The 21,548-nt window shown below is 67.7% G+C and carries 26 protein-coding genes and 1 tRNA gene; 12 read left to right on the top strand and 15 right to left on the bottom strand.

The features are described 5' to 3' along the window. The first annotated feature begins 111 nt into the window (after positions 1 to 111). Genes WDM94_15295 through WDM94_15285 form a run of 3 tightly spaced genes read left to right on the top strand, consistent with a single transcriptional unit; the run spans position 112 to position 3,342 of the window. The gene (locus WDM94_15295) at positions 112 to 1,425 is read left to right on the top strand and encodes an efflux RND transporter periplasmic adaptor subunit (protein MEJ0013940.1); all 1,314 of its coding nucleotides are present in this window, start codon (positions 112 to 114) and stop codon (positions 1,423 to 1,425) included. Between the two features lie 2 nt (positions 1,426 to 1,427). Beyond that, positions 1,428 to 2,129, top strand: coding sequence for an ABC transporter ATP-binding protein (locus tag WDM94_15290; GenBank protein MEJ0013939.1), 702 nt, complete (start codon positions 1,428 to 1,430; stop codon positions 2,127 to 2,129). A 1-nt stretch (position 2,130) separates the two neighbouring features. Further along, a complete protein-coding gene (locus WDM94_15285) occupies positions 2,131 to 3,342 on the top strand; it encodes an ABC transporter permease (protein ID MEJ0013938.1) in 1,212 nt (403 codons plus the stop codon). A gap of 103 nt (positions 3,343 to 3,445) precedes the next feature. Here WDM94_15285 and WDM94_15280 read toward each other — a convergent pair whose 3' ends face one another. Then, positions 3,446 to 3,883, bottom strand: a complete 438-nt coding sequence (locus WDM94_15280; protein ID MEJ0013937.1) for a response regulator — start codon at positions 3,881 to 3,883, stop codon at positions 3,446 to 3,448. Positions 3,884 to 3,990: 107 nt separating this feature from the next. On the opposite strand from WDM94_15280, the gene WDM94_15275 reads away from it, so the two are divergent. Further along, the gene (locus tag WDM94_15275; protein ID MEJ0013936.1) at positions 3,991 to 4,950 is read left to right on the top strand and encodes an AEC family transporter; all 960 of its coding nucleotides are present in this window, start codon (positions 3,991 to 3,993) and stop codon (positions 4,948 to 4,950) included. On the opposite strand, the gene gluQRS is transcribed toward WDM94_15275, so the two are convergent. Next, positions 4,947 to 5,768 carry a tRNA glutamyl-Q(34) synthetase GluQRS gene (gene gluQRS, locus WDM94_15270; GenBank protein ID MEJ0013935.1) on the bottom strand — a complete coding sequence of 274 codons (822 nt, stop codon included), beginning with the start codon at positions 5,766 to 5,768 and terminating at the stop codon, positions 4,947 to 4,949. The genes WDM94_15275 and gluQRS overlap by 4 nt on opposite strands. Positions 5,769 to 5,844: 76 nt before the next feature. On the opposite strand from gluQRS, the gene WDM94_15265 reads away from it, so the two are divergent. The 4 genes from WDM94_15265 to WDM94_15250 are packed head-to-tail and all read left to right on the top strand — an operon-like array spanning position 5,845 to position 8,208. Then, complete coding sequence (locus WDM94_15265) at positions 5,845 to 6,390, top strand: hypothetical protein (GenBank protein MEJ0013934.1); 546 nt, start codon at positions 5,845 to 5,847, stop codon at positions 6,388 to 6,390. Then, a complete protein-coding gene (locus WDM94_15260; GenBank protein ID MEJ0013933.1) occupies positions 6,369 to 6,920 on the top strand; it encodes a hypothetical protein in 552 nt (183 codons plus the stop codon). The genes WDM94_15265 and WDM94_15260 overlap by 22 nt, the downstream gene beginning before the upstream one ends. Next, a complete protein-coding gene (locus tag WDM94_15255) occupies positions 6,917 to 7,561 on the top strand; it encodes a DNA-3-methyladenine glycosylase (GenBank protein MEJ0013932.1) in 645 nt (214 codons plus the stop codon). Before WDM94_15260 ends, WDM94_15255 begins: the two co-directional genes overlap by 4 nt. Further along, entirely contained in the window at positions 7,558 to 8,208 is a 651-nt protein-coding gene (locus WDM94_15250) for a dienelactone hydrolase family protein (protein ID MEJ0013931.1), read from the top strand. The genes WDM94_15255 and WDM94_15250 overlap by 4 nt, the downstream gene beginning before the upstream one ends. Before the next feature lie 77 nt (positions 8,209 to 8,285). On the opposite strand, the gene WDM94_15245 is transcribed toward WDM94_15250, so the two are convergent. The 4 genes from WDM94_15245 to WDM94_15230 all read right to left on the bottom strand — a co-directional run bounded on the left by WDM94_15245 (position 8,286) and on the right by WDM94_15230 (position 10,921). Next, complete coding sequence (locus WDM94_15245) at positions 8,286 to 8,723, bottom strand: SH3 domain-containing protein (protein ID MEJ0013930.1); 438 nt, start codon at positions 8,721 to 8,723, stop codon at positions 8,286 to 8,288. Between the two features lie 114 nt (positions 8,724 to 8,837). Beyond that, on the bottom strand, positions 8,838 to 9,815 hold the full coding sequence (locus WDM94_15240) for a S1C family serine protease (GenBank protein ID MEJ0013929.1): 978 nt from the start codon (positions 9,813 to 9,815) through the stop codon (positions 8,838 to 8,840). A 79-nt stretch (positions 9,816 to 9,894) separates the two neighbouring features. After that, entirely contained in the window at positions 9,895 to 10,281 is a 387-nt protein-coding gene (locus WDM94_15235; protein ID MEJ0013928.1) for a hypothetical protein, read from the bottom strand. Between the two features lie 49 nt (positions 10,282 to 10,330). After that, positions 10,331 to 10,921, bottom strand: coding sequence for an NAD(P)H-dependent oxidoreductase (locus WDM94_15230; GenBank protein MEJ0013927.1), 591 nt, complete (start codon positions 10,919 to 10,921; stop codon positions 10,331 to 10,333). Positions 10,922 to 11,112: 191 nt separating this feature from the next. Here WDM94_15230 and WDM94_15225 point away from each other — a divergent pair, with 191 nt between their 5' ends. Both WDM94_15225 and WDM94_15220 read left to right on the top strand, forming a co-directional pair. Next, positions 11,113 to 11,670: an HNH endonuclease gene (locus WDM94_15225; GenBank protein ID MEJ0013926.1), complete on the top strand. Its 558-nt coding sequence runs from the start codon at positions 11,113 to 11,115 to the stop codon at positions 11,668 to 11,670. 42 nt (positions 11,671 to 11,712) lie between these two features. Further along, the gene (locus WDM94_15220; protein MEJ0013925.1) at positions 11,713 to 12,372 is read left to right on the top strand and encodes a hypothetical protein; all 660 of its coding nucleotides are present in this window, start codon (positions 11,713 to 11,715) and stop codon (positions 12,370 to 12,372) included. Between the two features lie 27 nt (positions 12,373 to 12,399). Here WDM94_15220 and WDM94_15215 read toward each other — a convergent pair whose 3' ends face one another. Then, positions 12,400 to 12,894: a disulfide bond formation protein B gene (locus tag WDM94_15215; GenBank protein ID MEJ0013924.1), complete on the bottom strand. Its 495-nt coding sequence runs from the start codon at positions 12,892 to 12,894 to the stop codon at positions 12,400 to 12,402. Between the two features lie 11 nt (positions 12,895 to 12,905). Beyond that, the gene (locus WDM94_15210) at positions 12,906 to 13,490 is read right to left on the bottom strand and encodes a YqaA family protein (GenBank protein ID MEJ0013923.1); all 585 of its coding nucleotides are present in this window, start codon (positions 13,488 to 13,490) and stop codon (positions 12,906 to 12,908) included. A gap of 89 nt (positions 13,491 to 13,579) precedes the next feature. Between WDM94_15210 and WDM94_15205 the strand changes: the two genes are divergently transcribed. Then, positions 13,580 to 13,664: transfer RNA gene (locus tag WDM94_15205), tRNA-Leu, on the top strand. Positions 13,665 to 13,676: 12 nt separating this feature from the next. Here the strand turns inward: WDM94_15205 and WDM94_15200 are convergent. Then, complete coding sequence (locus WDM94_15200; protein ID MEJ0013922.1) at positions 13,677 to 14,375, bottom strand: outer membrane beta-barrel protein; 699 nt, start codon at positions 14,373 to 14,375, stop codon at positions 13,677 to 13,679. A 298-nt stretch (positions 14,376 to 14,673) separates the two neighbouring features. Here WDM94_15200 and WDM94_15195 point away from each other — a divergent pair, with 298 nt between their 5' ends. Further along, entirely contained in the window at positions 14,674 to 15,633 is a 960-nt protein-coding gene (locus WDM94_15195) for a hypothetical protein (protein MEJ0013921.1), read from the top strand. Positions 15,634 to 15,639: 6 nt separating this feature from the next. Here the strand turns inward: WDM94_15195 and WDM94_15190 are convergent, their stop codons facing one another. The 6 genes from WDM94_15190 to WDM94_15165 form a co-directional block, all read right to left on the bottom strand. Next, complete coding sequence (locus WDM94_15190) at positions 15,640 to 17,445, bottom strand: ABC transporter ATP-binding protein (GenBank protein MEJ0013920.1); 1,806 nt, start codon at positions 17,443 to 17,445, stop codon at positions 15,640 to 15,642. Continuing rightward, positions 17,445 to 18,611 (bottom strand): M20 aminoacylase family protein, encoded by a 1,167-nt coding sequence (locus WDM94_15185; GenBank protein MEJ0013919.1) that lies wholly within the window; start codon positions 18,609 to 18,611, stop codon positions 17,445 to 17,447. Before WDM94_15185 ends, WDM94_15190 begins: the two co-directional genes overlap by 1 nt. Before the next feature lie 56 nt (positions 18,612 to 18,667). Next, positions 18,668 to 19,309: an urease accessory protein UreG gene (gene ureG, locus WDM94_15180; protein MEJ0013918.1), complete on the bottom strand. Its 642-nt coding sequence runs from the start codon at positions 19,307 to 19,309 to the stop codon at positions 18,668 to 18,670. Next, on the bottom strand, positions 19,306 to 19,950 hold the full coding sequence (locus tag WDM94_15175) for an urease accessory UreF family protein (protein MEJ0013917.1): 645 nt from the start codon (positions 19,948 to 19,950) through the stop codon (positions 19,306 to 19,308). Before WDM94_15175 ends, ureG begins: the two co-directional genes overlap by 4 nt. A gap of 223 nt (positions 19,951 to 20,173) precedes the next feature. Further along, on the bottom strand, positions 20,174 to 20,707 hold the full coding sequence (locus WDM94_15170; protein MEJ0013916.1) for an urease accessory protein UreE: 534 nt from the start codon (positions 20,705 to 20,707) through the stop codon (positions 20,174 to 20,176). A 12-nt stretch (positions 20,708 to 20,719) separates the two neighbouring features. Then, positions 20,720 to 21,487, bottom strand: coding sequence for an SDR family oxidoreductase (locus tag WDM94_15165; protein ID MEJ0013915.1), 768 nt, complete (start codon positions 21,485 to 21,487; stop codon positions 20,720 to 20,722). Positions 21,488 to 21,548: the final 61 nt, after the last annotated feature.

Raw genomic sequence — 21,548 nt, 5'->3', positions numbered from 1 at the left:
CAATCGCGTCTGTTTCGCGGCGAAACCTGTCGGAATCGTAATGTTTCCGCCGTAGGAATTGGTGATTGGATGCGTGTGAACCGCGTCCACGATCCCTATGTAGAGAGCACCATGCTCCAGAAATCGCCCGAAACCGCGCCCGCCGGGAATTTGGCCGCCGCGCCCGACATCGCCTCCGTGCTCAACGCCGGCGCGCCCTCGCGGCGCTGGCGGCGGTGGATCGTGGGCGCCGTCGTCGTCCTGATCGCTGCCGGCGGCGCTTATGCGTGGTCGGCGTCGCACTCGACGACGCGCGCCGTGGTCTACGCCGCGGTGCCGGTGACCAAGGGCGACCTCACCGTAACGGTGACCGCGACCGGCACGGTGCAGCCGACCAACCAGGTCGATATCTCGAGCGAATTGTCGGGGACGGTCGCGACCGTCGATGCCGACTTCAACGACCATGTCGCCAAGGGCGCTACGCTCGCCACGCTCAACACCGACAATCTCGAGTCGGCAGTGGCGCTGTCGCAGGCCACTCTGACGGCACGGCAGGCCGACGTGCTGCAGGCGCAGGCGACGGTGGACGAAACGTCCGCCGCCTATGCGCGTAACGCACCGCTCGCCGAGAAAGGCCTGACCTCCGCTGGCTCGGCCGAGTCGGCGAAGGCCGCCGCGGATCGCGCCACTGCGGCGCTGGCGTCCTCCAACGCCAATCTTAAGATCGCGCAGGCTAACGCCTCCATCGCGCAGGCTGATCTCAGCAAGGCGAAGATCGTGTCGCCGATCGACGGCATCGTGCTGTCGCGCGCCGTCGAGCCGGGGCAGACGGTGGCCTCCTCGCTGCAGGCGCCGATCCTGTTTACGCTCGCCGAGGACCTGACCAAGATGCAGTTGCAGGTCGACATCGACGAGGCCGACGTCGGCAAGGTGGCGGAAGGCGACAAGGCCAGCTTCACGGTCGAGGCGTATTCCAACCGCCAGTTTCCGGCGACCATCTCGCAGGTGCGCTACTCGCCGGCGACGGTCGAGGGCGTCGTGACCTACAAGGCGATCCTGACGGTCGACAACACCGACTTGTCGCTGCGCCCGGGAATGACCGCGACGGCGGAGATCACCGTCGATCACGTCACCGACACGCTGCTCGTGCCGAATGCGGCGCTGCGCTACACGCCGCCGGCGGCGCCGGTGGCGGCGCAGCGCCAGCGCAGCGGCGGGCTGCTTGGTCTGCTGCTGCCCTCCGGTGGGCCCGGCGGCCAGCGCACGCGCACGACCGTGACGCCGACGGGCGACACCAGCGAGCGCACCATCTACGTGTTGCGCGAGGGCGCGCCGGTGGCGGTGCACGTCAAGACCGGCGTCACCGACGGCACGCGGACGGCGATAGTTTCCGGCGACCTCAAGGAAGGCGATCGCGTCGTTACCGGTTCGCGGGCGGCGAGCTAGAGATGGCCGCGCCGCTCATCCGCTTTCGCGGCGTCACCAAGATTTACGGCGCCGGCGATGCCGCCGTGGCGGCGCTCAAGGGCGTCGATCTCACCATCGAGCGCGGCGAGTTCGTCGCAGTGATGGGGCCGTCGGGCTCGGGCAAATCGACCGCGATGAACATTCTCGGCTGCCTCGATACGCCGACCGGCGGGTCGTACGAATTCATGGGCTCGCCGGTCGGCGATCTTTCGCGCGACCAGCAGGCGATGCTCCGGCGCTACTACCTCGGCTTCGTATTCCAGGGCTTCAACCTCTTGCCGCGCACCTCGGCGCTGGAGAATGTCGAGATGCCGCTGATGTATCGCGGTGTGCCGGCGGGCGAGCGCAAGAAGCTGGCGCTGGCGGCGCTGACCAAGGTCGGGCTGGCGCAGCGCGCCCACCACGATCCGAACGAACTTTCCGGCGGGCAGCAGCAGCGCGTCGCGATCGCGCGCGCCATCGCGGCACAGCCGCAGGTGATGCTCGCCGACGAACCGACCGGCAACCTCGATTCGGCGACCAGCCGCGACGTGATGAACCTGCTCACCGACCTCAACCGCAGCGAGGGCATCACCATCGTGATGGTGACGCACGAGCCCGATATGGCGGAATACGCCCAGCGCGTCATCCGCTTCGTCGACGGGCACATTGCCGTTGACGGGTCGCATGTGGAGGCGGCGTGAGATGCTTTATGAGACGCTGAAGCTGTCGATCCGGACCATCCGCCGCAACGTGCTGCGGTCCATCCTCACCGTGCTCGGCGTGGTGATCGGCGTTGCCGCCGTCATCGTCATGGTGACGCTCGGGCAGGGGACGAGCGCGCAGGTGACGTCGGACGTCGCCAAGCTTGGGTCGAACATCCTGATGGTGCGTGCCGGGCAGGCCGGTTTCGGACCGGCGAGCGCCACCGCCGACAGCCGCAACTTCGATGCCAAGGATGTCGATGCCGTCGAGAACGAGATCGCCGGCGTCGCCGTCGCGGCGCCGATGCTGTCGCGGAACCTGACCGCCATATCGGGCAACATCAATCATGCGCAGCAGGTGATCGGCACGGACAACCGCTATTTCGTCGCGCGCGACTGGGATGTTGTGCTTGGCCGCACCTTCACCGACAGCGAGATCCAGGCGGGCAGCGCGTCGTGCATCCTCGGCGCGACCACCAGCCAGGCGCTGTTTCAGGGCAGCGATCCGGTCGGCGAGACGATCCGGCTGCGCGCCATCGCCTGCAAGGTGATCGGCGTGCTGGCTGCCAAGGGCAACTCCGGCTTCGGGCAGGATCAGGACGACCTGATCGTGATGCCGCTGAAGGCCGTGCAGCGGCGCATCGCCGGCCATCCCGATATCCAGATGATGTACGTGTCGGTCGATCCGGCCTACACGACCAGCGACGTGCAGGCGTCGATCGAGGACCTGCTGCGCGAGCGCCGCCAGGTCGGGCCGGACGACCGCGATAATTTCTCGGTGCAGGACATGGCGCAGATCGCGTCGATGCTGACGTCGATCTCCGGCGTGCTCACGGGGCTGCTGTCGGCGGTCGCCGGCGTCAGCCTGCTGGTCGGCGGTATCGGCATCATGAACATCATGCTGGTGTCGGTGACCGAGCGGACGCGCGAGATCGGCATCCGCCTCGCCATCGGTGCGCAGGCGCGTCAGGTGCTGCTGCAGTTCCTGGTCGAGGCGGTGGTGCTGTCGCTGTTCGGCGGCGTGCTCGGCATCGCGCTGGGTCTTGGCCTCGCCGCCATCGGCGGTCGGTTCCTCTCGGTGCCGTTCATCTTCAACCCGACGATCGTCGCGATCGCGTTCGTCTTCTCGGCGCTGGTCGGCGTGGCGTTCGGATACTTCCCGGCGCGGCGGGCGGCGCGGCTCGATCCGATCGAAGCGTTGCGGCACGAGTAGCTGCCGGCGTCAGGGGTAAGACGAGGCACATCCCTCCCCAAATCGCCTTCGGCGTTTTGACCCTCCACAAGGGGAGGGTTCATCCTTGCTGGAACACCGTGCTTCAGCCCGTGGCGCCGGCGGCAGAGGCCTTGCCGAGCGCCGCCTGCATCGCGGCGTAAAGCTCGCGCGGCGAGTACGGCTTGACCACGGCGCCGCTGAAGCCGGCGGCGCGGGCCCGGTTGTTGGCGACCTCGGAGCGGTCGCCGGCGAGAGCCACGACCGGCAGGGCGCCGCGGGCGCCCATGGCGCGGATCAGTTGCACCGCGACGATGCCATCCATGTCGGCGACCGAAAGATCGATGACCACGAGATCGACGGGCGTATCGCGGCGCAGAAGCGCCAGCACCGACTCGCCGGTCGGCGTGCTGATCGTCGAGCAGCCGAACTGCTGGCAAAGCACGGCGGCGACCATCGCGGCGGAAGGCGTGCCGCCGACGATGGCGACGCGCGGGCGCTGCCCCTTGGCCGTCGTCAGGCCTGTCGATGCCGACGCGGGCATCCCCTCCGCACGCTCCATGCACGTCCCCCGCGATCACGCCGAGCTTGCAAGTATCCCCGGGCTTGCTTAACGAGCGGCTAAGTCTCCGCCCCTCGCCGGTCGTTTTCATGGATCAGATCGTCGCCATCGTCGTCCCGGTCTTCGGGCTGATCGGGCTGGGCTTCGGGGCGGCGTGGACGAAGCTGCTCAGCGAGCAGACAGGCGAGGCGGTCGCCGAATTCGTCTTCACCATCGCCATCCCGCTCTTGATCTTCCGGGTCGTCGCCACCGCCGATTTCTCCGACGGCACGCCATGGCTCCTGTGGCTCGACTACTACATCGGCTTCGTCATCGCGTGGGTGCTCGGCACGCTCGTCGTCCGCCGCGTGTTCGGGCGCGATGCGCGCGCCGGACTGGTCGCCGGCGTCTCCGCCGCCTACCCGAACGCGCTGCTCATCGGCATTCCGCTGGTGATGACGGCGTATGGAGCGGCGGGCGCGGCGGCGGTGTCATTGGTCATTGCCATCAATCTGCCCGTGATGATGACGGTGAGCGCGATTCTGATCGAGCGGGCGCTGGTCGTCGACGGCCTGTCGCCCGATGCCAACGGCTGGACGACGGCGCGCAGCATCTTCGCGGCGCTCGTCAAGAATCCGATCGTGCTCGGCCTTTTCGCCGGAACGCTGTGGCGCATAGCGGGCCTGCCGATCGCCGGGCCGCTCGGCGACGTCGTCATTCGTGTCGGCGACGTTGCCTCGACGCTGGCGCTGTTCTCGGTCGGCATGAATCTCCGCCGCTACGGGATCTCGGGCAACCTCAGAGCGGCAATGGCGGTAGGCGTGATCAAGCTGATGATCATGCCGGCGATCGTGTTTTTCGTGGTCGGGTTCGTGTTCCACCTGCCGCCGGTGTGGGGCAAGGCGATCGTCATCGCGACGGCGTGCCCGACGGGCGTCAATGCCTATCTGGTGGCGACGCGGTTCAACACCAGCCAGGCGCTGGCGTCGAACGCGATCACGCTGACGACCGCGTTCGCCGTGGTCACGGTCGCGTTCTGGCTGCACGCGGTGCAGTGGCTGTCGCCCTAGAGGCCGACCATCCGGCGGGTGTCGTCCGGCGTCTTCCCCGCCGCGCGCAGCGAACGCAGCGACGTGTCGCCGTCGGATTTGGACAATTTGCGGCCGTCGGCGTCGAGTATCAGGCGGTGGTGGTGGTAGGCCGGCGAGGGCAGGCCCATCAGGCGCTGGAGCAGAACGTGGACGGCGGTGGCGTAGTAAAGGTCGCGACCGCGGACCACGTTGGTGATGCCCTGCGCGGCGTCGTCGATCACGACGGCGAGGTGATACGAGGTCGGCGTCTCCTTGCGTGCGATCACGACGTCGCCCCAGGCGGCGGGGTCGGCGGCGATGGTGGCGTTGTCCTCGCGCCAGGTCAGCGGGCCGGTCGTGGCGATGGCGCGGTCCATGCGCAGGCGGAGCGCGTAGGGCGCGCCGGATGCGATGCGCGCCTCGGCTTCGGCCGCGGGCAGGTCGCGGTCGGTGCCGGGGTAGATCGGCGCGCCGTCGGGGTCGCGGCCGCTGCCTGCCGCGGCGATCTCGGCGCGGGAGAGGAAGCTCGGGTAGACCAGGCCCATCGCCGAGAGCCGCGCCAGCGCTGCGGCGTAGTCGGCCATGTGCTCCGACTGGCGGCGCACCGGCGTCTCCCATGCGAGGCCGAGCCAGGCCAAGTCGTCGTAGATCGCGGCCTCGTATTCCGGGCGGCAGCGGGCCGGGTCGATATCCTCGATGCGCAGCAGGAAGCGTCCGCCGGCGGCGCGGCAGCGCTCGCAGTCGGTCAGCGCCGAGAAGGCGTGGCCGAGGTGGAGATAGCCGTTGGGCGAGGGAGCGAAGCGGAAGACGGGCTGCATCAAATGGGCCGCTTGATCGGTTACCGACCTTGCTTTAGCAGCGAGGGCATGGTCGCGGCCACCGGGAGAAACCGCTTTGCTTAAGCCAACTGCCGTGACGCTCGCCGCCCTCGTGGCTCTGATGCCGGCTGCCGCCTCGGCGGAAACCCAGACGCTCAACTGCATGGTCGGCAAGAAGCCGATGACGCTCGTCTACGAAGGCGACAACATGGGTGGCACGCTCACGGCGAAGACGCCGTGGGGCGACATGACATTCGACGGGGTCATTTATGCCGGCGGCGATCCGGTCGGGGAATTCACGTTCCTCTCGTCTGGAACGCAGCAGGCGGTCGTGATGCCGGATCTCGCCAAGCTCGAGGCATGCGTCAAGCAGCGGGCGACGCCGGCGGAACTAATGGACGCCGTGGAGCTGGAGTTTCACACCAGCTACTGCGTGTCGCAGGTGCCGGATGGCCCTCCGGTAGCGGCGATGGTCGAGATCAACGCGTCGGTGATCGCCGACTATGGCATCGACGTCGATGTCTATCGCACCTATGCGGCAGAGAGCCCGGTGGCGAACGGGCATCTGGTCGTGCTCCTGCCGGAGGAGTTGCAGCCGAAATGCACCGTCGCCGCTCAGTGAGGCCCGCCGCTATCATCGTTGCGCTTCTGCCGACGTCGGCGTTCGCCGCATCGGGCATGGTTACGTGCGCCGTCGATCCCTTCACCAAGGACGGCGTCGGCGCGAAGCAGCAGCTTACCATCACCTACGACGGCGACGGGCCGGGCGCGAAGGTCACGGTGCAGTCGCCGTGGGGCACGCTGACCTATGACGACGCGCTGATCAACGGCAGCGCCGAGCAGAAGAAGATCGGGATGATGCTCGGCGGCGAGCGCGAGGCGGAGCTGCCGGATTTCGCCGGCATGGAGGCATGCCTGTCGAAGGCGACGCCGGACCAGCTCCACGATCTCGAAACGCTGGCCGGCTTGGTCGCCGATTGCGGGCACGCGCTGCCGTTCGGCGGCGCTCCCGTGCCGGTGCAGACGCTGTTCGGCGTCAGCATTGATGGCGACAAGGCCGGGCTGACGATGTCGATGAGCTACAGCGAGGACAGCAAAGTCGCCGGGGATTATCTCGAGTTCCGGCAGGACGCGGTGTGCAAGCCGCTGTGAAGCTCCGGACCATCGAAACGATGGACGATCTCGCCGAGGGGCTGGCGTACCTGACGCGCGTCGACAAGCGGCTGAAACCGGTGGCGAAGATCGCGGGCGCGTTGCCGCTCCGCCGTCGCGCTGCCGGGTTTGCCGGGCTGGCGCGGATCATCGTCGGGCAGCAGCTTTCGGTCGCCAGCGCCAACGCCATCTGGGCCGGATTCGAGACGGCTTTCCCGGAGATGACGGCCGACGCGCTGCTCCGCGCCCGCGTGCCGCGCTTCCGCAAGGCGGGCATGTCGGCGCCGAAGATAAGGTCGCTGCGCGCCATTGCTGCCGCCGTGCGCGACGGGCTCGACCTCGACGGGCTGGCGCATGCGCCGACCGAGGAGGCACACGCGCGGCTGACCGCGATCCATGGCGTCGGGCCGTGGACGGCGGACATCTACCTGCTGTTCTGCCTTGGGCATCCGGACATCTTTCCGGTCGGCGACCTGGCGCTGCGTAATGCGGTCGGCGATGCGTTCGGGATGGATGGGCCGGTGATGCTGGCGCCGCTCACCGAGATCGCGGAAAAATGGTCGCCATGGCGCAGCGTCGCGGCGACCCTGTTCTGGGCCTACTACGCCGCGCGGCGGGAGAGAAAGATGGTGCCGGTATGATTGCGATGATCGACGGGCCGCGCATTCATCCGGTCGGGCGGCCGGCGAAGTCGCTGGTCGTGTTCCTGCACGGCTATGGCGCCGACGGCAACGACCTGATCGACCTCGGCCGTATCTGGGCACCGCTGCTGCCCGATACGGCGTTCGTCTCGCCCAACGCGCCGGAGCCCTGTGCCGAGGCGCCGGTCGGGCGGCAGTGGTTTCCGCTGGCGGGCATCGACCCCTCGAAGCTGCGCGACGGCGTGCTGACTGCGGCGCCGGCGCTCGACGCGTTTCTCGATGCGGAACTGGCGCGGCACAGGCTGACCGACGATCGCCTGGCGCTGGTCGGCTTCAGCCAGGGCACGATGATGGCGCTGCATGTCGCGCCGCGCCGGGCGAAGAAGATCGCGGGCGTCGTCGGATATTCCGGGCTGATACCGGGGCCGGAGTTTCTTGCCGGCGAGGTGAAGCAGAAGCCGCCGGTGCTGCTGGTGCACGGCGGCGCCGATCCGCTGATCCCGTCGATGGCGCTGTTCGCGGCGACGCGGGTGCTGGGCGACGCCGGCTTTCAGGTCGAGTGGCACGTCGAGCCGGGGCTGGCGCACGGCATCGACCAGAAGGGCCTCGACCTCGGCAGCGATTTCCTGCAGCGCGTGCTCGCCTGACAAAAAGAAACGGCCCGCCGCGCGAGCGACGGGCCGATCCTTGAGTCAACCGACGGACTTAGCCGCCGAAGACGGACTTAGCCGCCGAAGTTGAAGCCGAACGAGAAGCCGCTCGGGCTATTGTACCAGACGCCGTTGCGATACCAGCGGCGGCCGTCGTACCAAGCCTGATGCTGGTTGTCCCAGTAGGGCTTCTTGTAGTAGCCGCGGATCGGAGCCGGACCACGGAAGATCGGGCGCGGCTGCACATTGGCGACGCGCGTCTGGATGTACGAGCCGGAGACGTAGCCTTCGTTATTGGCGTAGGCGACGTGGTACCAGCCGTTCTTCTGGCCATCGATCCGCACCTGGGCGTGCGCCGGGATGGTGAGAATCTTCGGCGCGGTCGGCGATGCATCGACGCGCATGTTGACCGAGCCAGTGGTCTGGCCGAACCAGGTCGCGGCCTGGGCAATGCCGGGGACGGCGAGCATCGCGACTGCGACGGCGCCGAGAGCGAGTTTCTTGATAGACATAGGTCTCTCCTTCATGGATGCCCCTCCATGCTGCAGAGATAATCAGGACCGCGCTGAATGGTTCCTGAACCCGTCATTCATATTGAAAAATCGCCGGGAACTTTTCCGGCGTCGTTAATGAAGACTCGGTCCCTTGAGGAAGCGATTGCGGTCGCCCGAGGTGACGGTCAGATCGACGGGGCGGCCGTCGCGGAACACCGTCATCGGCACATCGACGCCGGCCTTGCCGAGTGACCACACGCTGCGGAACAAGCCGGCGAGACCGGACACCTTCATGCCGCCGACGGAGAGCACGACGTCGCCCTGCTTGAGCTTGGCGCGCGCCGCCGGGCCCTTGCCGGCGACGCCCGCGATGACGACGCGGTTGTCGACTTCGGTGGCGTAGAGGCCGAGCCACGGGCGCGGCGGACGGTTGGGCTGGCCGAGGGTCAGCACATCCTCCATCACCGGCTTCAGGAGATTGGTCGGCACGTACATGTTGAGTGGCACGCCCTCGCCATCCTCGCCGGCCTGCTCGAGCTGCAGCGAGCCGATGCCGAGCAGATTGCCCTCCGGCCCGATCAGCGCCGTGCCGCCCCAGTAGGGATGGGCCGGCGCGGTGAAGATCGCCTCGTCGACGAGATACTCCCAGTAGCCGGCGAACTCCTGCCGCGCGATGACACGCGCCGCTACCGCATGATCGCGGCCGCCGGCGCCGGCGGCGACGACGCGCGTGCCGGGCAGCGCATCCGCGGAGTTGCCGAGCGACAGCGCCGGCAGGTTGAGCCGGCCGAGCGTCTGGATCAGGCCGAAGCCGGTTTCCTGGTCGTAGCCGATGACGTCGCCCTTGACGGTGCGGCCATCGCCGAGCGTCATCCAGACCTCGCTCGCCTCGGTGACGAGGTAGCCGATGGTCAGCACGATGCCGTCGTTGCGGATGATGACGCCGTTGCCGGTACGCTCTGTGCCGAGGATATCGGCGGTGAAAGCGTCGGAAGGGACGACCGTGCGGATGCCCACGACCGCCGACAGGGCGGCGTTCAGGTCGTAGTCGTAGTCGCGCTCCGCCGGGGCGATTTCGGGCGGCACCTTCCAGTCAAAAGACATAGCCATAATTTCAGCTCCAGCCGCCCGTTACCGCTTTATGTAGGCAATTGCGGCGGGGTTGGGGAGGGGTACGGCTTAGCCGGCGTCAGGGCGCCTTGGCGTAGGGCTGGACCTCGCATTGGCGCGGGTTCGTCAGGAGATAAACCACGTCGGGCACCTCCGGGTCGCCACTGTCCTTGAACATCGGCACGGCGCCAACGAAGCCGTGGAACTCGATCTCGCCGATGCCCACGAGACGGGGCAGGCCGTATTTTCGGTAGCTCTGTTCGTGGTCGATCAGCGGCTCGTTGCTGATCACCCAGTCGAGTGTCGCGCCGGTCTGGTCGGCGACGAAGTAGGCGTTGTCGGTCGGGATCAGGTGATCGCGGATCTCCAGCGTCTCGCCGTCGACCACGCACATGCCGGCGTGGGCGGTGAGTGGGGCGGCGACGGCGAGGGGAAAGGCAAAGGCAAAGGCAGCGAGGCGAGGCATGCGAAGCTCCGGTTGACCGAGCTGCATACTGTACGCCGCGCGGCCGGCGTCAAACCCTGGTCGCGTCGGGCTGGCCTTCCTCCATGACGATGCCGGCGATCTTGCCGATCCAGTCCGCGAACGCCGCGAGAAACTTCACGAGGAAGACGCGCACGGCCTCGTCGGTGACGTCGAAGTTCACATCGATCAGCCCGGGCGTGACCGTGATGTACGCCTCGGGCTGGCCCATCAGCGCTACGTCCAGCACTACCAGGCTGTTGCGGAGGTGCGACTGCGCCACCGCCGTGCCGATTTTGCCGCCGGAGGCGCCGGCGACCGCACCGGGCTTTCCCTTCAGCGAATTCTGCCCGTAAGGGCGGCTCGCCCAGTCGACGACGTCCTTGATCAGGCCGGGGACCGAACGATTGTATTCCGGGGTGATGAACAGCACCGCGTCGGCGGCTTCCATCGCGTGCTTCATGCGCGTGACGGCGGCGGGCGGCGTGCCCTCCCAGAGGTCGTTGTTGTAGTGAGGCAGGTCGCTGATATCGACGAGCTCGAATTCGAGCGTCGGTGCGGCGAGTTTCGCCAGCGCCTTGGCGAGCGCGCGGTTGATGGAATCGCGTCGGAGGCTTCCGACGAAGACGGCGACTTTGACCATGATGACGTTCCCGGGAGTTTGGGGCGGAGTGCCTCGCTGATAACGAGGGCGCCGGGTCCTCCCGGCAAGGTGCTGCCGGGCGGGCTCTTCGTCGCGGCGGGCACCCCCTTCACACGCCCGTCATGGCCCGTATAGAGTATCGGCCAAGAGGGGCCTAAGCCCCCGTCATCGCAGGTGATTCGGGAGCGCGCGTGAACATAGCCGTCTCGCCGGGGTCCAATCCGGCGCTGGTCCTCAATGCCGACTATCGGCCTCTCAGCTATTACCCGCTGTCGCTCTGGTCATGGCAGGACGCCATAAAGGCGGTTTTCCTCGATCGCGTGAATATCGTCTCCGAGTACGAGACGGCCGTGCACTCGCCCTCGTTCTCGATGCGGCTGCCCTCGGTCGTGTCCCTCAAAACGTACGTGAAGCCGGCGCGGCATCCCGCGTTCACGCGGTTCAACGTGTTCCTGCGCGATCGTTTCCAGTGCCAGTATTGCGGCGACCGCAACGACCTGACGTTCGACCACGTCATCCCGCGCTCGCGCGGCGGCATGACGACGTGGGACAACGTCGTGGCGGCGTGCTCGTCGTGCAACCTCGCCAAGGGCGGGATGTCGCCACGCGAAGCGCGCATGTTCCCGTCGCACCGGCCGTACCAGCCGACGGTGGCGGACCTGCACAACAACGGCCGGCTGTTCCCGCCGAACTACCTCCACGATTCGTGGATGGACTATCTCTACTGGGATACCGAGCTGGAGCCGTAGGCCGCTAACCCTGTGTTAGCCACGCTGGGCCAAGATCGGCGGATGAGCGCCGATCGCCAACCGGACTCCGCCTTCGAAAAACGTGGACGCGACATTCGCGCCGCCGCCGAGGCCGTGTCGGCGGAACGGGCCGCCCGCGATGTCGGCCCCGTTGTCGGGCTGCTGCTCCTCGCCAGCCTCTGGGTGGCGGTCGCCGGCGCTTCGCTCTGGCTGTTCCGGAGCATGGAGGCCCTGAACGCGGAGACTGCGCAGGCGGAGAGCAGGGTCAGCGACATCGTCAACCAGCCGGTGAACCGGCTGGTCCGCATGGGCCCGGTGCAACTGGTTTCGCCGGGCTGGTATCCCGCGGGCGCCGAGAAGCCGGACTTCGACACGGTCGATGTCCGCAAGACGCAGGAGTTTCCCTACGCCGGCTACAGTTACGTCTCGTCGGACCTGAACCCGACCGAGATGTTCGTCGGCCGCGAACTCGAATTCAACGCGATGACCAAGTATTTCTACCGCGACCGGACGGTGCCCAAGAAGCGCCTGTCCGAGGCCGAGATGCTCGAGATCAACAATCTCTATCGCGAGATCGGCCGCAACCAGCCGCAGTCGTTCACGCTCCTGCTGGCGTCGGGCACGCTGGCCGTGCTCGGGATCCTGCTCGGATACGGATTGTTTCTGCAGGGTCGCCGGGCGCTCGACCTCGAGCCGAGCTAGCCGACAGCGACCGCCGTCGGCGGTCCGCTACTTCCGCCCGGCGCCGATCGCCGCGACCACCACCAGCACCGCCGAGACGACCGCGTTCCAGCCTGCGAACGACAGGCCCCAGTTGCCGGGGAAGCGGAAGCTCGCGTCGGTGCACGAGACGACGTGGATGTTCTTGAGCTGGTTGAGCAGGTCGGTGCCGCTGGCGCCGGCGCTGCCGCCGCCGCAGTCGGTCGGGCCCGGCCACCAGGCCCACTCGGCGCCGGCGTGGTAGGTGCCGAGCCAGGCGCCGTAGGCGAAGACGATGGCCGCGAGGCCGAGCAGCACGCGCGGCACCCAGGCCGGCGCGCCCATGCGCTGCGCGACCAGCGCGACGAGGGCGAGGGGCACCCCGATGTAGTACGGCCAGCGCTCCTCCAGGCACAGCTTGCAGGGCACGTAGCCGCCGACGATCTGGAAGCCCCAGGCGCCGAGGATGGTGGCGAGGCCGATGATGAAGACGAAGGCGGCAGGGTATTCGCGGCGGGACAGCATGGGGCGGTGTCCTACAGGAAGCGGGTCGCGACGAAGAGTAAAATGATCGCGACCGCCACCCCCGCGACGACCGGGCCCAGCCGCTTCTCGATGAAGTGCAGGATCGGCGCGTCGTATTTCCTGAGCAGCCAGGAGAGAATGAAGAAGCGGGCGCCGCGCGCGGCGATCGCCGAGACGACGAACAGCCACAGGCTGACGCCGCCGGCGCCGGAGAGGATGGTCACCACCTTGATCGGCGGCAGGTGGGCGATGCCGGAGGTGATCAGCATCAGCAGCACGAAGTCGCCGCCGCCCGACTGGCGCAGCTTCTCGAACGAGTCGAGCTTGCCGTAGAATTCGAGCACCGGCCGCGCGATGGCGTCGAAGGCGTAGTGGCCGAGGTACCAGCCGGCGATGCCGCCGAGCACCGAGGCGACCGTCGCCACCAATGCGTAGCGATAGGCACGCTGCGGCCGCGCCAGCACCATCGGGATGAACAGCACGTCGGCGGGGACGAGGAAGATCGAGCTTTCGACGAAGGCGATCACCGCCAACCAGATTTCCGCGGTCGGCCGGGCGGCCAGTGCGAACGTCCAGTCGTAGAGGCGGCGGAGCATGGCGGCTGTCTATCGACGCCCCGCGACGGTGTCAAAACAGCGGGCGCGGTTGACCGTCCGCCGACGGCCAAATAGAGGTGGGCACGCGAGCCCCTGTGGCGGAACTGGTAGACGCGACGGACTCAAAATCCGTTGCCGCAAGGCGTGTCGGTTCGAGTCCGACCGGGGGCACCAGCTTTCCTCGATCTAGAAACGGTAGAGCAGACCGCCGCGGACGGTGTTGGCGGTGACCGTGTCCGCCGACGTGCTGGTCGAGCCGTTGCTTGCCGGGAAGGCGAAATCGTAACGCGCGGCGCCGAGGTTCAGGTAGAGAAATTCGAGCCGCGCCGTCCAATGCCGGTCGATGGCGGCCTCGATGCCGCCGCCGAGCGCGTAGCCATACTGCATCCTGCTGTCGCCGGCGGTGAACGTTGGCGGCACCGTGCCGCCGCTTGGCGTGACGGAGACCTGACCCTCGGCGTTGCCGTAGGCGAGGCCGCCCGTGCCATAGATGTGGAAGCGATCGGCGGCGAGGCCAATGGTGCCGCGGAGCGTGCCGAACCAGTGCAGCGTCGCGCTGGTATCGATCCGCGGGTCGCCGTGGGGCGCGCCGGGCACCGTGTCGCTGCGCACGAAATTGGCGGCGGCGATGTCGGCTTCGGCGCCAAATACCATCGCGCCGACCTGCCGGTTGAACCCGATCAGCGCGCCGCCGAACGCGCCTTCGAAAGGCACGTCGCTGTCGGCGCCGTAATACGTGTCGACCGTGGTCGGCCCGATGCCGAACAGCGTGCCGTCGGTGGTCAGCGACGATTCCGTGGTGATCAGGCGTCCGGCGGAATAGCCGACGAAGGTGCCGAAGACCGGGCCGCTCCAGTCGAGCGGCGGGGCTTCCGCGGCGCGCACGGCCGTCGCTCCCGCACCTGCGCACAGCAGCAAGACAGTCGCTTGAAGACAGGCACGCCGCATCGCAAATGCCTCAATCGAATCAGCAGATTACGATTGTGCCTGAGGGCGCCGCCGGGCTTGACGACTAAGGATTCAACTTCGTGTGTGGATGTATTTCGCGTGGTCAAATGCGCGGTGGGCGCGATGCGCAATTATTCCGGAACCGCCGGCGGCAGGGGCCTACCGCCGGTTTGGCAGGCTTGCCATCATGCAATCATAGGTGCAGCTTGCGGCCAGTTGCCGAGATGCACCGGGGATGGTTGTGCGCGTTCTCGATGGCCGTGAATACAAGCTGTTGCTTGAGCCGCGGCGATTTTCCGGTGCGCCTGGCGCGGAGCAGGCCAACCAGTTCTGGTCGGCGAAAATCGTGCCGATCATCGACCGGCGCCTCGGGCCGCGGGGCTCGGGCAAATCACGGGCGGGCCAGCAGTTCGAGGACGCCAAGCCGCGCGTCGTGACCTATTGGGACACGGCCGGCCGCACCCTGACGGCGTCGGAATACAGCCTGCGCAAGCGAGAGCGCGACGGCGAGGGCGCGGTCCTCACGCTGAAGCTGCGCACGCCGGACCAGTTCGTCGTCGGCGGCACCGATCTGCCGGGCGCGGACGAGGCGGCGAAGATCTCGCTCGAGGAGGACATCGCGCCGGTTGAAGTGGCGTGCGAGGAGTCCCGCGGCGCGCCGGTCCGCATGGCGACGCCGCGCTCGTTTCGCAGCCGCTTTTCGTTGTCGTCCTCGCAGTCGGTGTCCGACGACGATGGCGTCTCGCGGCTCGGCGCGCTCTGCGCGCGCTACCCGACGCTGGAGCGGAGCCTCAAATCGAGCGGCGCGAAGTTCGCGGAGGGCAGCGCACTCCGCCACGGGCCGGTCATTCGCGAATTCGTGTTCGAGGGCGCCAAGGTAAAATTCGGCAAGGGCGTCACGGGCAAGTTCGCGTTCACGCTGTGGTACTTCGAGCCGGTCGCGACGGTGCCCAACGTGGCGGAAATTTCGTTCCGCTGCACGACGAAGAACGGACGCATGCCGCTCGCTGCTGCGCAGCGCGCCTACGCCCTGTTCGCGGGCTTTCAGGAAGACCTCACCGGCTGGGTCAATCTTCGCGACACCAGCAAGACCGAGCTTGCCTTGCCGCCGGCCGGTGCGGGCGCCGCGACCGATATCCGCCGCGTGAAGAAATCGGCCGCAGCGACGCCTGCGCGGCACCTCGCGCGGGCCTAGCGGAAACTACTCGGCAGGAATGGCGACGGGCGCGGTGCGGTCGCGCGTCTCGAACTGCAGGCGGTAGAGGCGGGCGTAGTGCTTGTTCAGCGCCATCAGTTCGTCGTGGCGGCCTTCCTCGATCAGCTTGCCGTCGACCAGCACGCAGATCTTGTCGGCGTTCAGCACCGTCGAGAGGCGGTGCGCGATGACGATGGTCGTGCGGCCTTCCATCAGGCGGTCGAAGGCGACCTGGACCTGATGCTCGGACTCGGTGTCGAGCGCCGAGGTCGCCTCGTCGAGGAGGATGATCGGCGCATCGCGCAGCATGGCGCGGGCGATGGCGATGCGCTGGCGCTGGCCGCCGGAAAGTTCGGTGCCGCCGGGGCCGAGGTTGGTCTCGTAGCCGTCGTTGGTGGCGAGGATGAAGTCGTGCGCCATCGCGGCTTTCGCGGCGGCTTCGACGTCGGCATCGGTAGCGGCCGGGCGGCCGAAGCGGATGTTCTCGCGGATCGAGTCGCGGAAGAGATACGTGTCCTGGCTGACCAGCGCGATGGCGTCGCGGAGCGAGCTCATCTTCACGTCGGCGATGTTCTGTCCGTCGACCTTCACGGCGCCGCCGGTCGGGTCGTAGAAGCGTTCGATGAGCGTGATCATCGTGCTCTTGCCGGAGCCGGAGGGGCCGACCAGCGCCGTGCGCTTGCCGGCAGGCGCGAGGAAATCGAGGCCGCGGAAGAGGGGCGCGCCGCCGGGATAGGCGAAGTTGACGAGGTCGAAGGCGACTTCGCCGCCCTTCACCGCGAGCGCCGGGCCGTTCTCGTTGATGTCGAGCGTCGGCTTGGTGTCGAGCAGTTCGTACATCAGCCGCACGCCGACGAGGCCGGCCTCGACGTTGATCTGCATCATCGCGAGGCGCTTTGCCGGCTCGTAGGCGAGGCCGAGGGCCGCGATGAACGAGAGCAGGGCGCCCGGCTGGATGTTGAGGTAGATGGCCTGATAGCCGGCGTAGAAAATGATGATGGCGATGGCGAAGCCGCCGACCACCTCCATGAGCGGGTTGGAGCGCGCCGAGATGCGGACGATCTTGTCGGCGCGCTTGCGCACCGTCTCGATCGAGGTGGCCATGCGCCGGCCCATCGGGCCTTCGAGGTTGAACGCCTTGACGATGCGGATGCCGTGGGCGGTTTCCTGCATGTCGGAGATGACGTTGCCGAACGAGGCGAACTGCTGCTCGGAAGCGCCGCGCACGCGCCGCACCAGCCGGCCGATGCCGAGGAATGTGATCGGCACGATGACCAGGATGATCAGCGACATCAGGGGGCTCTGCACGAGCATGACGGCGACCAGCCCGATGACAGACAAGAGGTCGCGGCTGCTCGTGTTGATCAGGGTATCGAGCACCTGGCGGGCGGCCTGCGCGTTGTAGGACATGCGCGCGATCAGCTCGCTCGACGGGGTGCGCGTGTAGAAGTCGATGCCGAGGTTCAGCATGTGATCGAACATGCGCCGCTGCAGGCGGGCGACGACGGCGTTGCCGATGCGGCCGAGGAGCACGGACGAGGCGTAGAGCGTGTAGCCGCGTACGAAACCGTTGGCGACCACGATCCCGGTCAACACGAACAGCATGGTCGCGTCGCGGTCGAAGAAGACCTTGTTGATCAGGTCCTTGATGATCCAGGCGTTGAGACCGGTGGTGATGGCGATGACGACACCGAGCACCGCGGCGAGCGCATAGCGGGTGGCGAACTGGCGCGCGGTGTCCGACAGCAGGCGCCGGATCAGCTCGATCGAGCCGTCCTTGGCGAGCTTGGTGAAGGGCAATCGCCAGGCCATCAGGCGGGCAGGGCCGTTTCGACGAGGCGCGCCCAGTAGGAGCAGCCGAGCGGGATGATCTCGTCGTTGAAGTCGTAGGCCGGATTGTGCAAGCCGGCGGTGTCGCCGTTGCCGATGAAGATGAACGCGCCGGGGCGGGACTCGAGCATGTAGGAGAAATCCTCGCCGCCGAGAACCGGCGGCGCTTCGCCATCGACATGGATCGCGCCTGCGACCTCGCCCGCGACCTTCACGGCGAAGGCGGTTTCGGCGGCATGGTTGCGGGTCACCGGATAATTGCGGTCGTAGTCGACTTCGGCTTTGGCGCCGTGGGCGGCGGCAATGCCGGCGACGATCGCCTTGATCCGGCGCTCTGCCAGGTCGCGCATTTCCGGCTCCAGCGTGCGCACCGTGCCGCCGATCTCGGCCGTCTGCGCGATGATGTTGTGGGCATCGCCGGCATGGAACTTGGTGACCGAAACGACGACCGACTCGATCGGATCGATGTTGCGGGACACGATGGTCTGAAGCTGCTGGACGATGGCCGTGCCGACGACGATCGGGTCGATCGTGCCGTGCGGCTTGGCGGCGTGACCGCCAAGGCCGGTGATGGAGATATTGAATTCGTCGGTCGCGGCGAGCAGCGGCCCGACGCGGGTGGCGAACTTGCCGACCGGCAGACCGGGCATGTTGTGCATGCCGTAAACCTGCTGGATGTTCCAGCGTTCCATGAGGCCATCCGCGACCATGGCCTTGCCGCCGGCGCCGCCTTCTTCCGCCGGCTGGAAGATGACGATGGCGGTGCCGTCGAAGTTGCGCGTCTCGGCGAGGTAGCGCGCGGCGCCGAGCAGCATGGCGGTGTGGCCGTCGTGGCCGCAGGCGTGCATCTTGCCGGGTGTCTCAGAGGCGTAAGGCTTGCCGGTGATCTCGGTGAGCGGCAGCGCGTCCATGTCGGCGCGCAGCCCGATGGTCTTGCCGCTGCCGTTCTTGCGGCCGCGGATGACGCCGACGACGCCGGTGCGGCCGATGCCGGTGACGACCTCATCGAGGCCGAAGGCGCGCAGCTTTTCCGCCACCGTCGCGGCCGTGCGCTGCACGTCGTACATCAGCTCGGGATGGCGATGGATGTCCTGCCGCCACGCGGCGGTGTCGGCCTGGAAATCCGCGAAACGGTTAACGATCGGCATGGGTCGGCTCCACTTGGGCCGGACTATAGGCGCTTAGCGCATATGGTGCGAGGCGGCTATTTGCCCAATGCCGCCATGGCGTTATCGGCAAGGCCGCCTGTCGTCTCGATGAAGTCGACGATGGTGTCGAGGCCGGTGCCGGCGCGCATGTTGGTGAAGACGAAGGGCCGGCTGCCGCGCATCTTGCGGGCATCGCGGTCCATCACCTCCAGCGAGGCGCCGACCATCGGGGCGAGGTCGATCTTGTTGATGACGAGGAGATCGGAGCGCGTGATGCCGGGGCCGCCCTTCCGCGGGATCTTGTCGCCGGCGGCGACGTCGATGACGTAGATGGTGAGATCGGCGAGCTCGGGCGAGAAGGTCGCCGCGAGATTGTCGCCGCCCGATTCGATGAGCACGACGTCGAGCGCCGGAAATTTCGCCCTGAGGTCGGCGACGGCCGCGAGGTTGATCGAGGCATCCTCGCGGATGGCGGTGTGCGGGCAGCCGCCGGTCTCGACGCCGAGGATGCGATCGGCAGTCAGCGCACCGGAGCGCGTCAGGAACTCGGCGTCCTCCTTGGTATAGATATCGTTGGTGATCGCGGCGATGTCGTAGCGATCGCGGAGGCGTTTGCAGAGCGCATCCATCAACGCCGTCTTGCCGGAACCGACGGGGCCGCCGACGCCGACGCGGAGCGGACCATTGGGCGAGATCATGAGCGGAACAGCCTTGTGTACTGGGTTTCGTGTTTCATCGAGGCGATGTCGGCACGGAGCGCCGCGCCGCCGAGGTCGTCAAGCGATGCGTGCGCGGCTTCTCCCGCTATCGCAGCAACTACCGGGCCAAGCGCGGCGATGAGGCGCTGGCCGTCGCTCTGGCCGATGGGGATGGCGCGGACGCCAGCGGAAATGACGTTGGCGGCGAAGGCGGTCAGCGTCGTGATCAGCGCCGGCATCAGCGGGATATCGTGCGCCGCCGCCGCGGCGCCGACGGCGACGGCATAGGGAACGGGAGCGTCGGCGAAGATTGCGACGGCGGCCGTGAGGCGCGGTGTCGGCCAGGCCGAGGTGACGGCGGAGAGGAAGGCGCGGCCCTGCGCCACCGCTTCCAGGTGGCGCTCCTTGGACGGCTGGAACGCGGCACCGAGCTCGGCGACGGCGCGGAGCGCCTCGCCTTCGGCGCGCCAGGCGTGGGTGAAGAGGATCGCGTCGGTGCGCCCGGCGCCGTGGCGCAGGATCGCGGTCAGCCATATCCCGAGCGATGCGGCGCTGGTGACGGTGCCGTCCTCGATCGCCCATTCAAGGCCGTGGCTGTAGGTGTAGGCACCGACCGGGAAGGATGGCGACAGCCACGCCATCAGCTTTTGGAGGGCGGCCGGAGTAAGCGTCCCCTCTTCCCGCAGGGGAGAGGGATAGGGTGAGGGGATACTTCCCTCGGCGGTCGGGGATTCTGCAGTGGAGGGCTGCCTGCCCTCACCCCGCACGCCTAGTTCGCTAACGCTCTCAAGGCGTACGGCCCTCTCCGCTGTGGGGAGAGGGGAAGCCCCGCGCTGCGTCGAAGCGGGTATCCGAATGCGCCCGTCAGCCACGGTCGGTTTCCTCGCCGTGTCCGTCGTCGAGGCGGTCGTCGTGTTCCAGCGCGCCGTCGTCTTCGCTGTGGCGGTGTTCGTGATGATGATGCCCGCCGCCCGCATAGGCGCCGCCTTCCGGATCGAACGGGGCGTCGATGTGCACGACATGCGCTCCGAGTCCCTCGACCATCTCCTCGATGACGTGGTCGCGACGGATGCGGATGCGATTGGGCTCAAGCTGCGCCGGCAGGTGGCGATTGCCGAGGTGCCAGGCCACCCGCAGCAACTCGGCGGGCGTGTGCGCCACGATCTCGGCCAGCGGCTCGGGCGCCGCCGCGACCGCGATCATGCGCTTGTCGTCCAGAAGCAGGCCGTCGCCGTCGCGCAGCGGCACGGCCTCGGCGAGATCGAGCAGGAACTCGGTGCCCTTCGCCCCCTTCATCGCCATGCGGCGGCGGTGGCGCTGGTCGTAGTCGAGCGTCACGGTGTCGGCGGGCGCTCCGTTCCAGGTCCCGGCTGGGGATACGCGGATGGCCCTGACCATGCTGCTCCTGACTTACGCGGCGCGCCATCCTCCATCAGCGGGGATGATCGCCCCGTTGATATAGCGCGAACCGTCGCCCGCAAGGAACAGCACGAGCCGGGCGATGTCGATCGGGTCAAGAGATACCGGCATCAGCGGGTAATATTCGCTGGCTCGGGCGAGGCCGCCCGGGTCCATCGGCGTGGTGCCGACGCTTTCCATGATGTTGGTATTGACGCCGCCGCAGGCGATGGCGTTACAGCGGATGCCGCGCTTGGCGTACATCCAGGCCGTGTTTTTCGTCAGGCCGACGAGGGCGTGCTTCGAGGTGGTGTAGGCCGCGCCAGCCGCGGCACCGCCGACACCGGCGACCGAGTCGATATTGACGATCGAGCCGCCCGACTTCAGCAGATGCGGCATGGCGGCGCGCATGGCGAACATCGGGCCGTCGACGTTCACCGCCATGACCCGGCGCCAGATGGCGAGGTCGAGGTCGCCGACCGGCTGGGTGAGATCCATGACGCCGGCGTTGTTGACCAGGATGTGCAGCCCGCCGAAGCCGGAGATGGCGGCGGCGACCATGCGCTCGACGTCGGCGAGCTGGGCGACGTTGGCCTTGACGGCGCTGACGGTGAAACCTTTCGCCGCCATCGCCTTCACGGCCTCGTCGAGGCGCTTCTCGTTCCAGTCGGCGGCGACGACCTTGGCGCCGTTCGCCGCCAGCAACTCGGCGGTGGCGAGGCCGATGCCCGAGCTCGCGCCGGTGACGATCGCGACCTTGCCGTCCAGTTCTCCTGCCATGCCATTCTCCATTGTTGCAGACGGCATAGACCCGAAGTGCGGCGCCCGGCATTGATCCAGA

The sequence above is a fragment of the Bauldia sp. genome, assembly GCA_037200845.1.
GTDB lineage: Bacteria > Pseudomonadota > Alphaproteobacteria > Rhizobiales > Kaistiaceae > DASZQY01.
The sequence above is the reverse complement of the archived record's forward strand: the minus strand, read 5'-3'. Positions and strand labels throughout refer to the sequence as shown.

Coding starts and splice junctions, on each gene's coding strand:
- WDM94_15240 (MEJ0013929.1), bottom strand. CDS start 9,815: ATGGCTATGTCTTTTGACTGGAAGGTGCCGCCCGAAATCGCCCCGGCG.
- WDM94_15195 (MEJ0013921.1), top strand. CDS start 14,674: ATGGTTGTGCGCGTTCTCGATGGCCGTGAATACAAGCTGTTGCTTGAG.
- WDM94_15220 (MEJ0013925.1), top strand. CDS start 11,713: ATGAGCGCCGATCGCCAACCGGACTCCGCCTTCGAAAAACGTGGACGC.
- WDM94_15290 (MEJ0013939.1), top strand. CDS start 1,428: ATGGCCGCGCCGCTCATCCGCTTTCGCGGCGTCACCAAGATTTACGGC.
- gluQRS (MEJ0013935.1), bottom strand. CDS start 5,768: ATGCAGCCCGTCTTCCGCTTCGCTCCCTCGCCCAACGGCTATCTCCAC.
- WDM94_15245 (MEJ0013930.1), bottom strand. CDS start 8,723: ATGTCTATCAAGAAACTCGCTCTCGGCGCCGTCGCAGTCGCGATGCTC.
- WDM94_15285 (MEJ0013938.1), top strand. CDS start 2,131: ATGCTTTATGAGACGCTGAAGCTGTCGATCCGGACCATCCGCCGCAAC.
- WDM94_15170 (MEJ0013916.1), bottom strand. CDS start 20,707: ATGGTCAGGGCCATCCGCGTATCCCCAGCCGGGACCTGGAACGGAGCG.
- WDM94_15165 (MEJ0013915.1), bottom strand. CDS start 21,487: ATGGCAGGAGAACTGGACGGCAAGGTCGCGATCGTCACCGGCGCGAGC.
- WDM94_15230 (MEJ0013927.1), bottom strand. CDS start 10,921: ATGGTCAAAGTCGCCGTCTTCGTCGGAAGCCTCCGACGCGATTCCATC.
- ureG (MEJ0013918.1), bottom strand. CDS start 19,309: ATGATCTCGCCCAATGGTCCGCTCCGCGTCGGCGTCGGCGGCCCCGTC.
- WDM94_15280 (MEJ0013937.1), bottom strand. CDS start 3,883: ATGCCCGCGTCGGCATCGACAGGCCTGACGACGGCCAAGGGGCAGCGC.
- WDM94_15235 (MEJ0013928.1), bottom strand. CDS start 10,281: ATGCCTCGCCTCGCTGCCTTTGCCTTTGCCTTTCCCCTCGCCGTCGCC.
- WDM94_15185 (MEJ0013919.1), bottom strand. CDS start 18,611: ATGCCGATCGTTAACCGTTTCGCGGATTTCCAGGCCGACACCGCCGCG.
- WDM94_15295 (MEJ0013940.1), top strand. CDS start 112: ATGCTCCAGAAATCGCCCGAAACCGCGCCCGCCGGGAATTTGGCCGCC.
- WDM94_15190 (MEJ0013920.1), bottom strand. CDS start 17,445: ATGGCCTGGCGATTGCCCTTCACCAAGCTCGCCAAGGACGGCTCGATC.
- WDM94_15210 (MEJ0013923.1), bottom strand. CDS start 13,490: ATGCTCCGCCGCCTCTACGACTGGACGTTCGCACTGGCCGCCCGGCCG.
- WDM94_15250 (MEJ0013931.1), top strand. CDS start 7,558: ATGATTGCGATGATCGACGGGCCGCGCATTCATCCGGTCGGGCGGCCG.
- WDM94_15260 (MEJ0013933.1), top strand. CDS start 6,369: ATGCACCGTCGCCGCTCAGTGAGGCCCGCCGCTATCATCGTTGCGCTT.
- WDM94_15215 (MEJ0013924.1), bottom strand. CDS start 12,894: ATGCTGTCCCGCCGCGAATACCCTGCCGCCTTCGTCTTCATCATCGGC.
- WDM94_15275 (MEJ0013936.1), top strand. CDS start 3,991: ATGGATCAGATCGTCGCCATCGTCGTCCCGGTCTTCGGGCTGATCGGG.
- WDM94_15175 (MEJ0013917.1), bottom strand. CDS start 19,950: ATGGCGTGGCTGTCGCCATCCTTCCCGGTCGGTGCCTACACCTACAGC.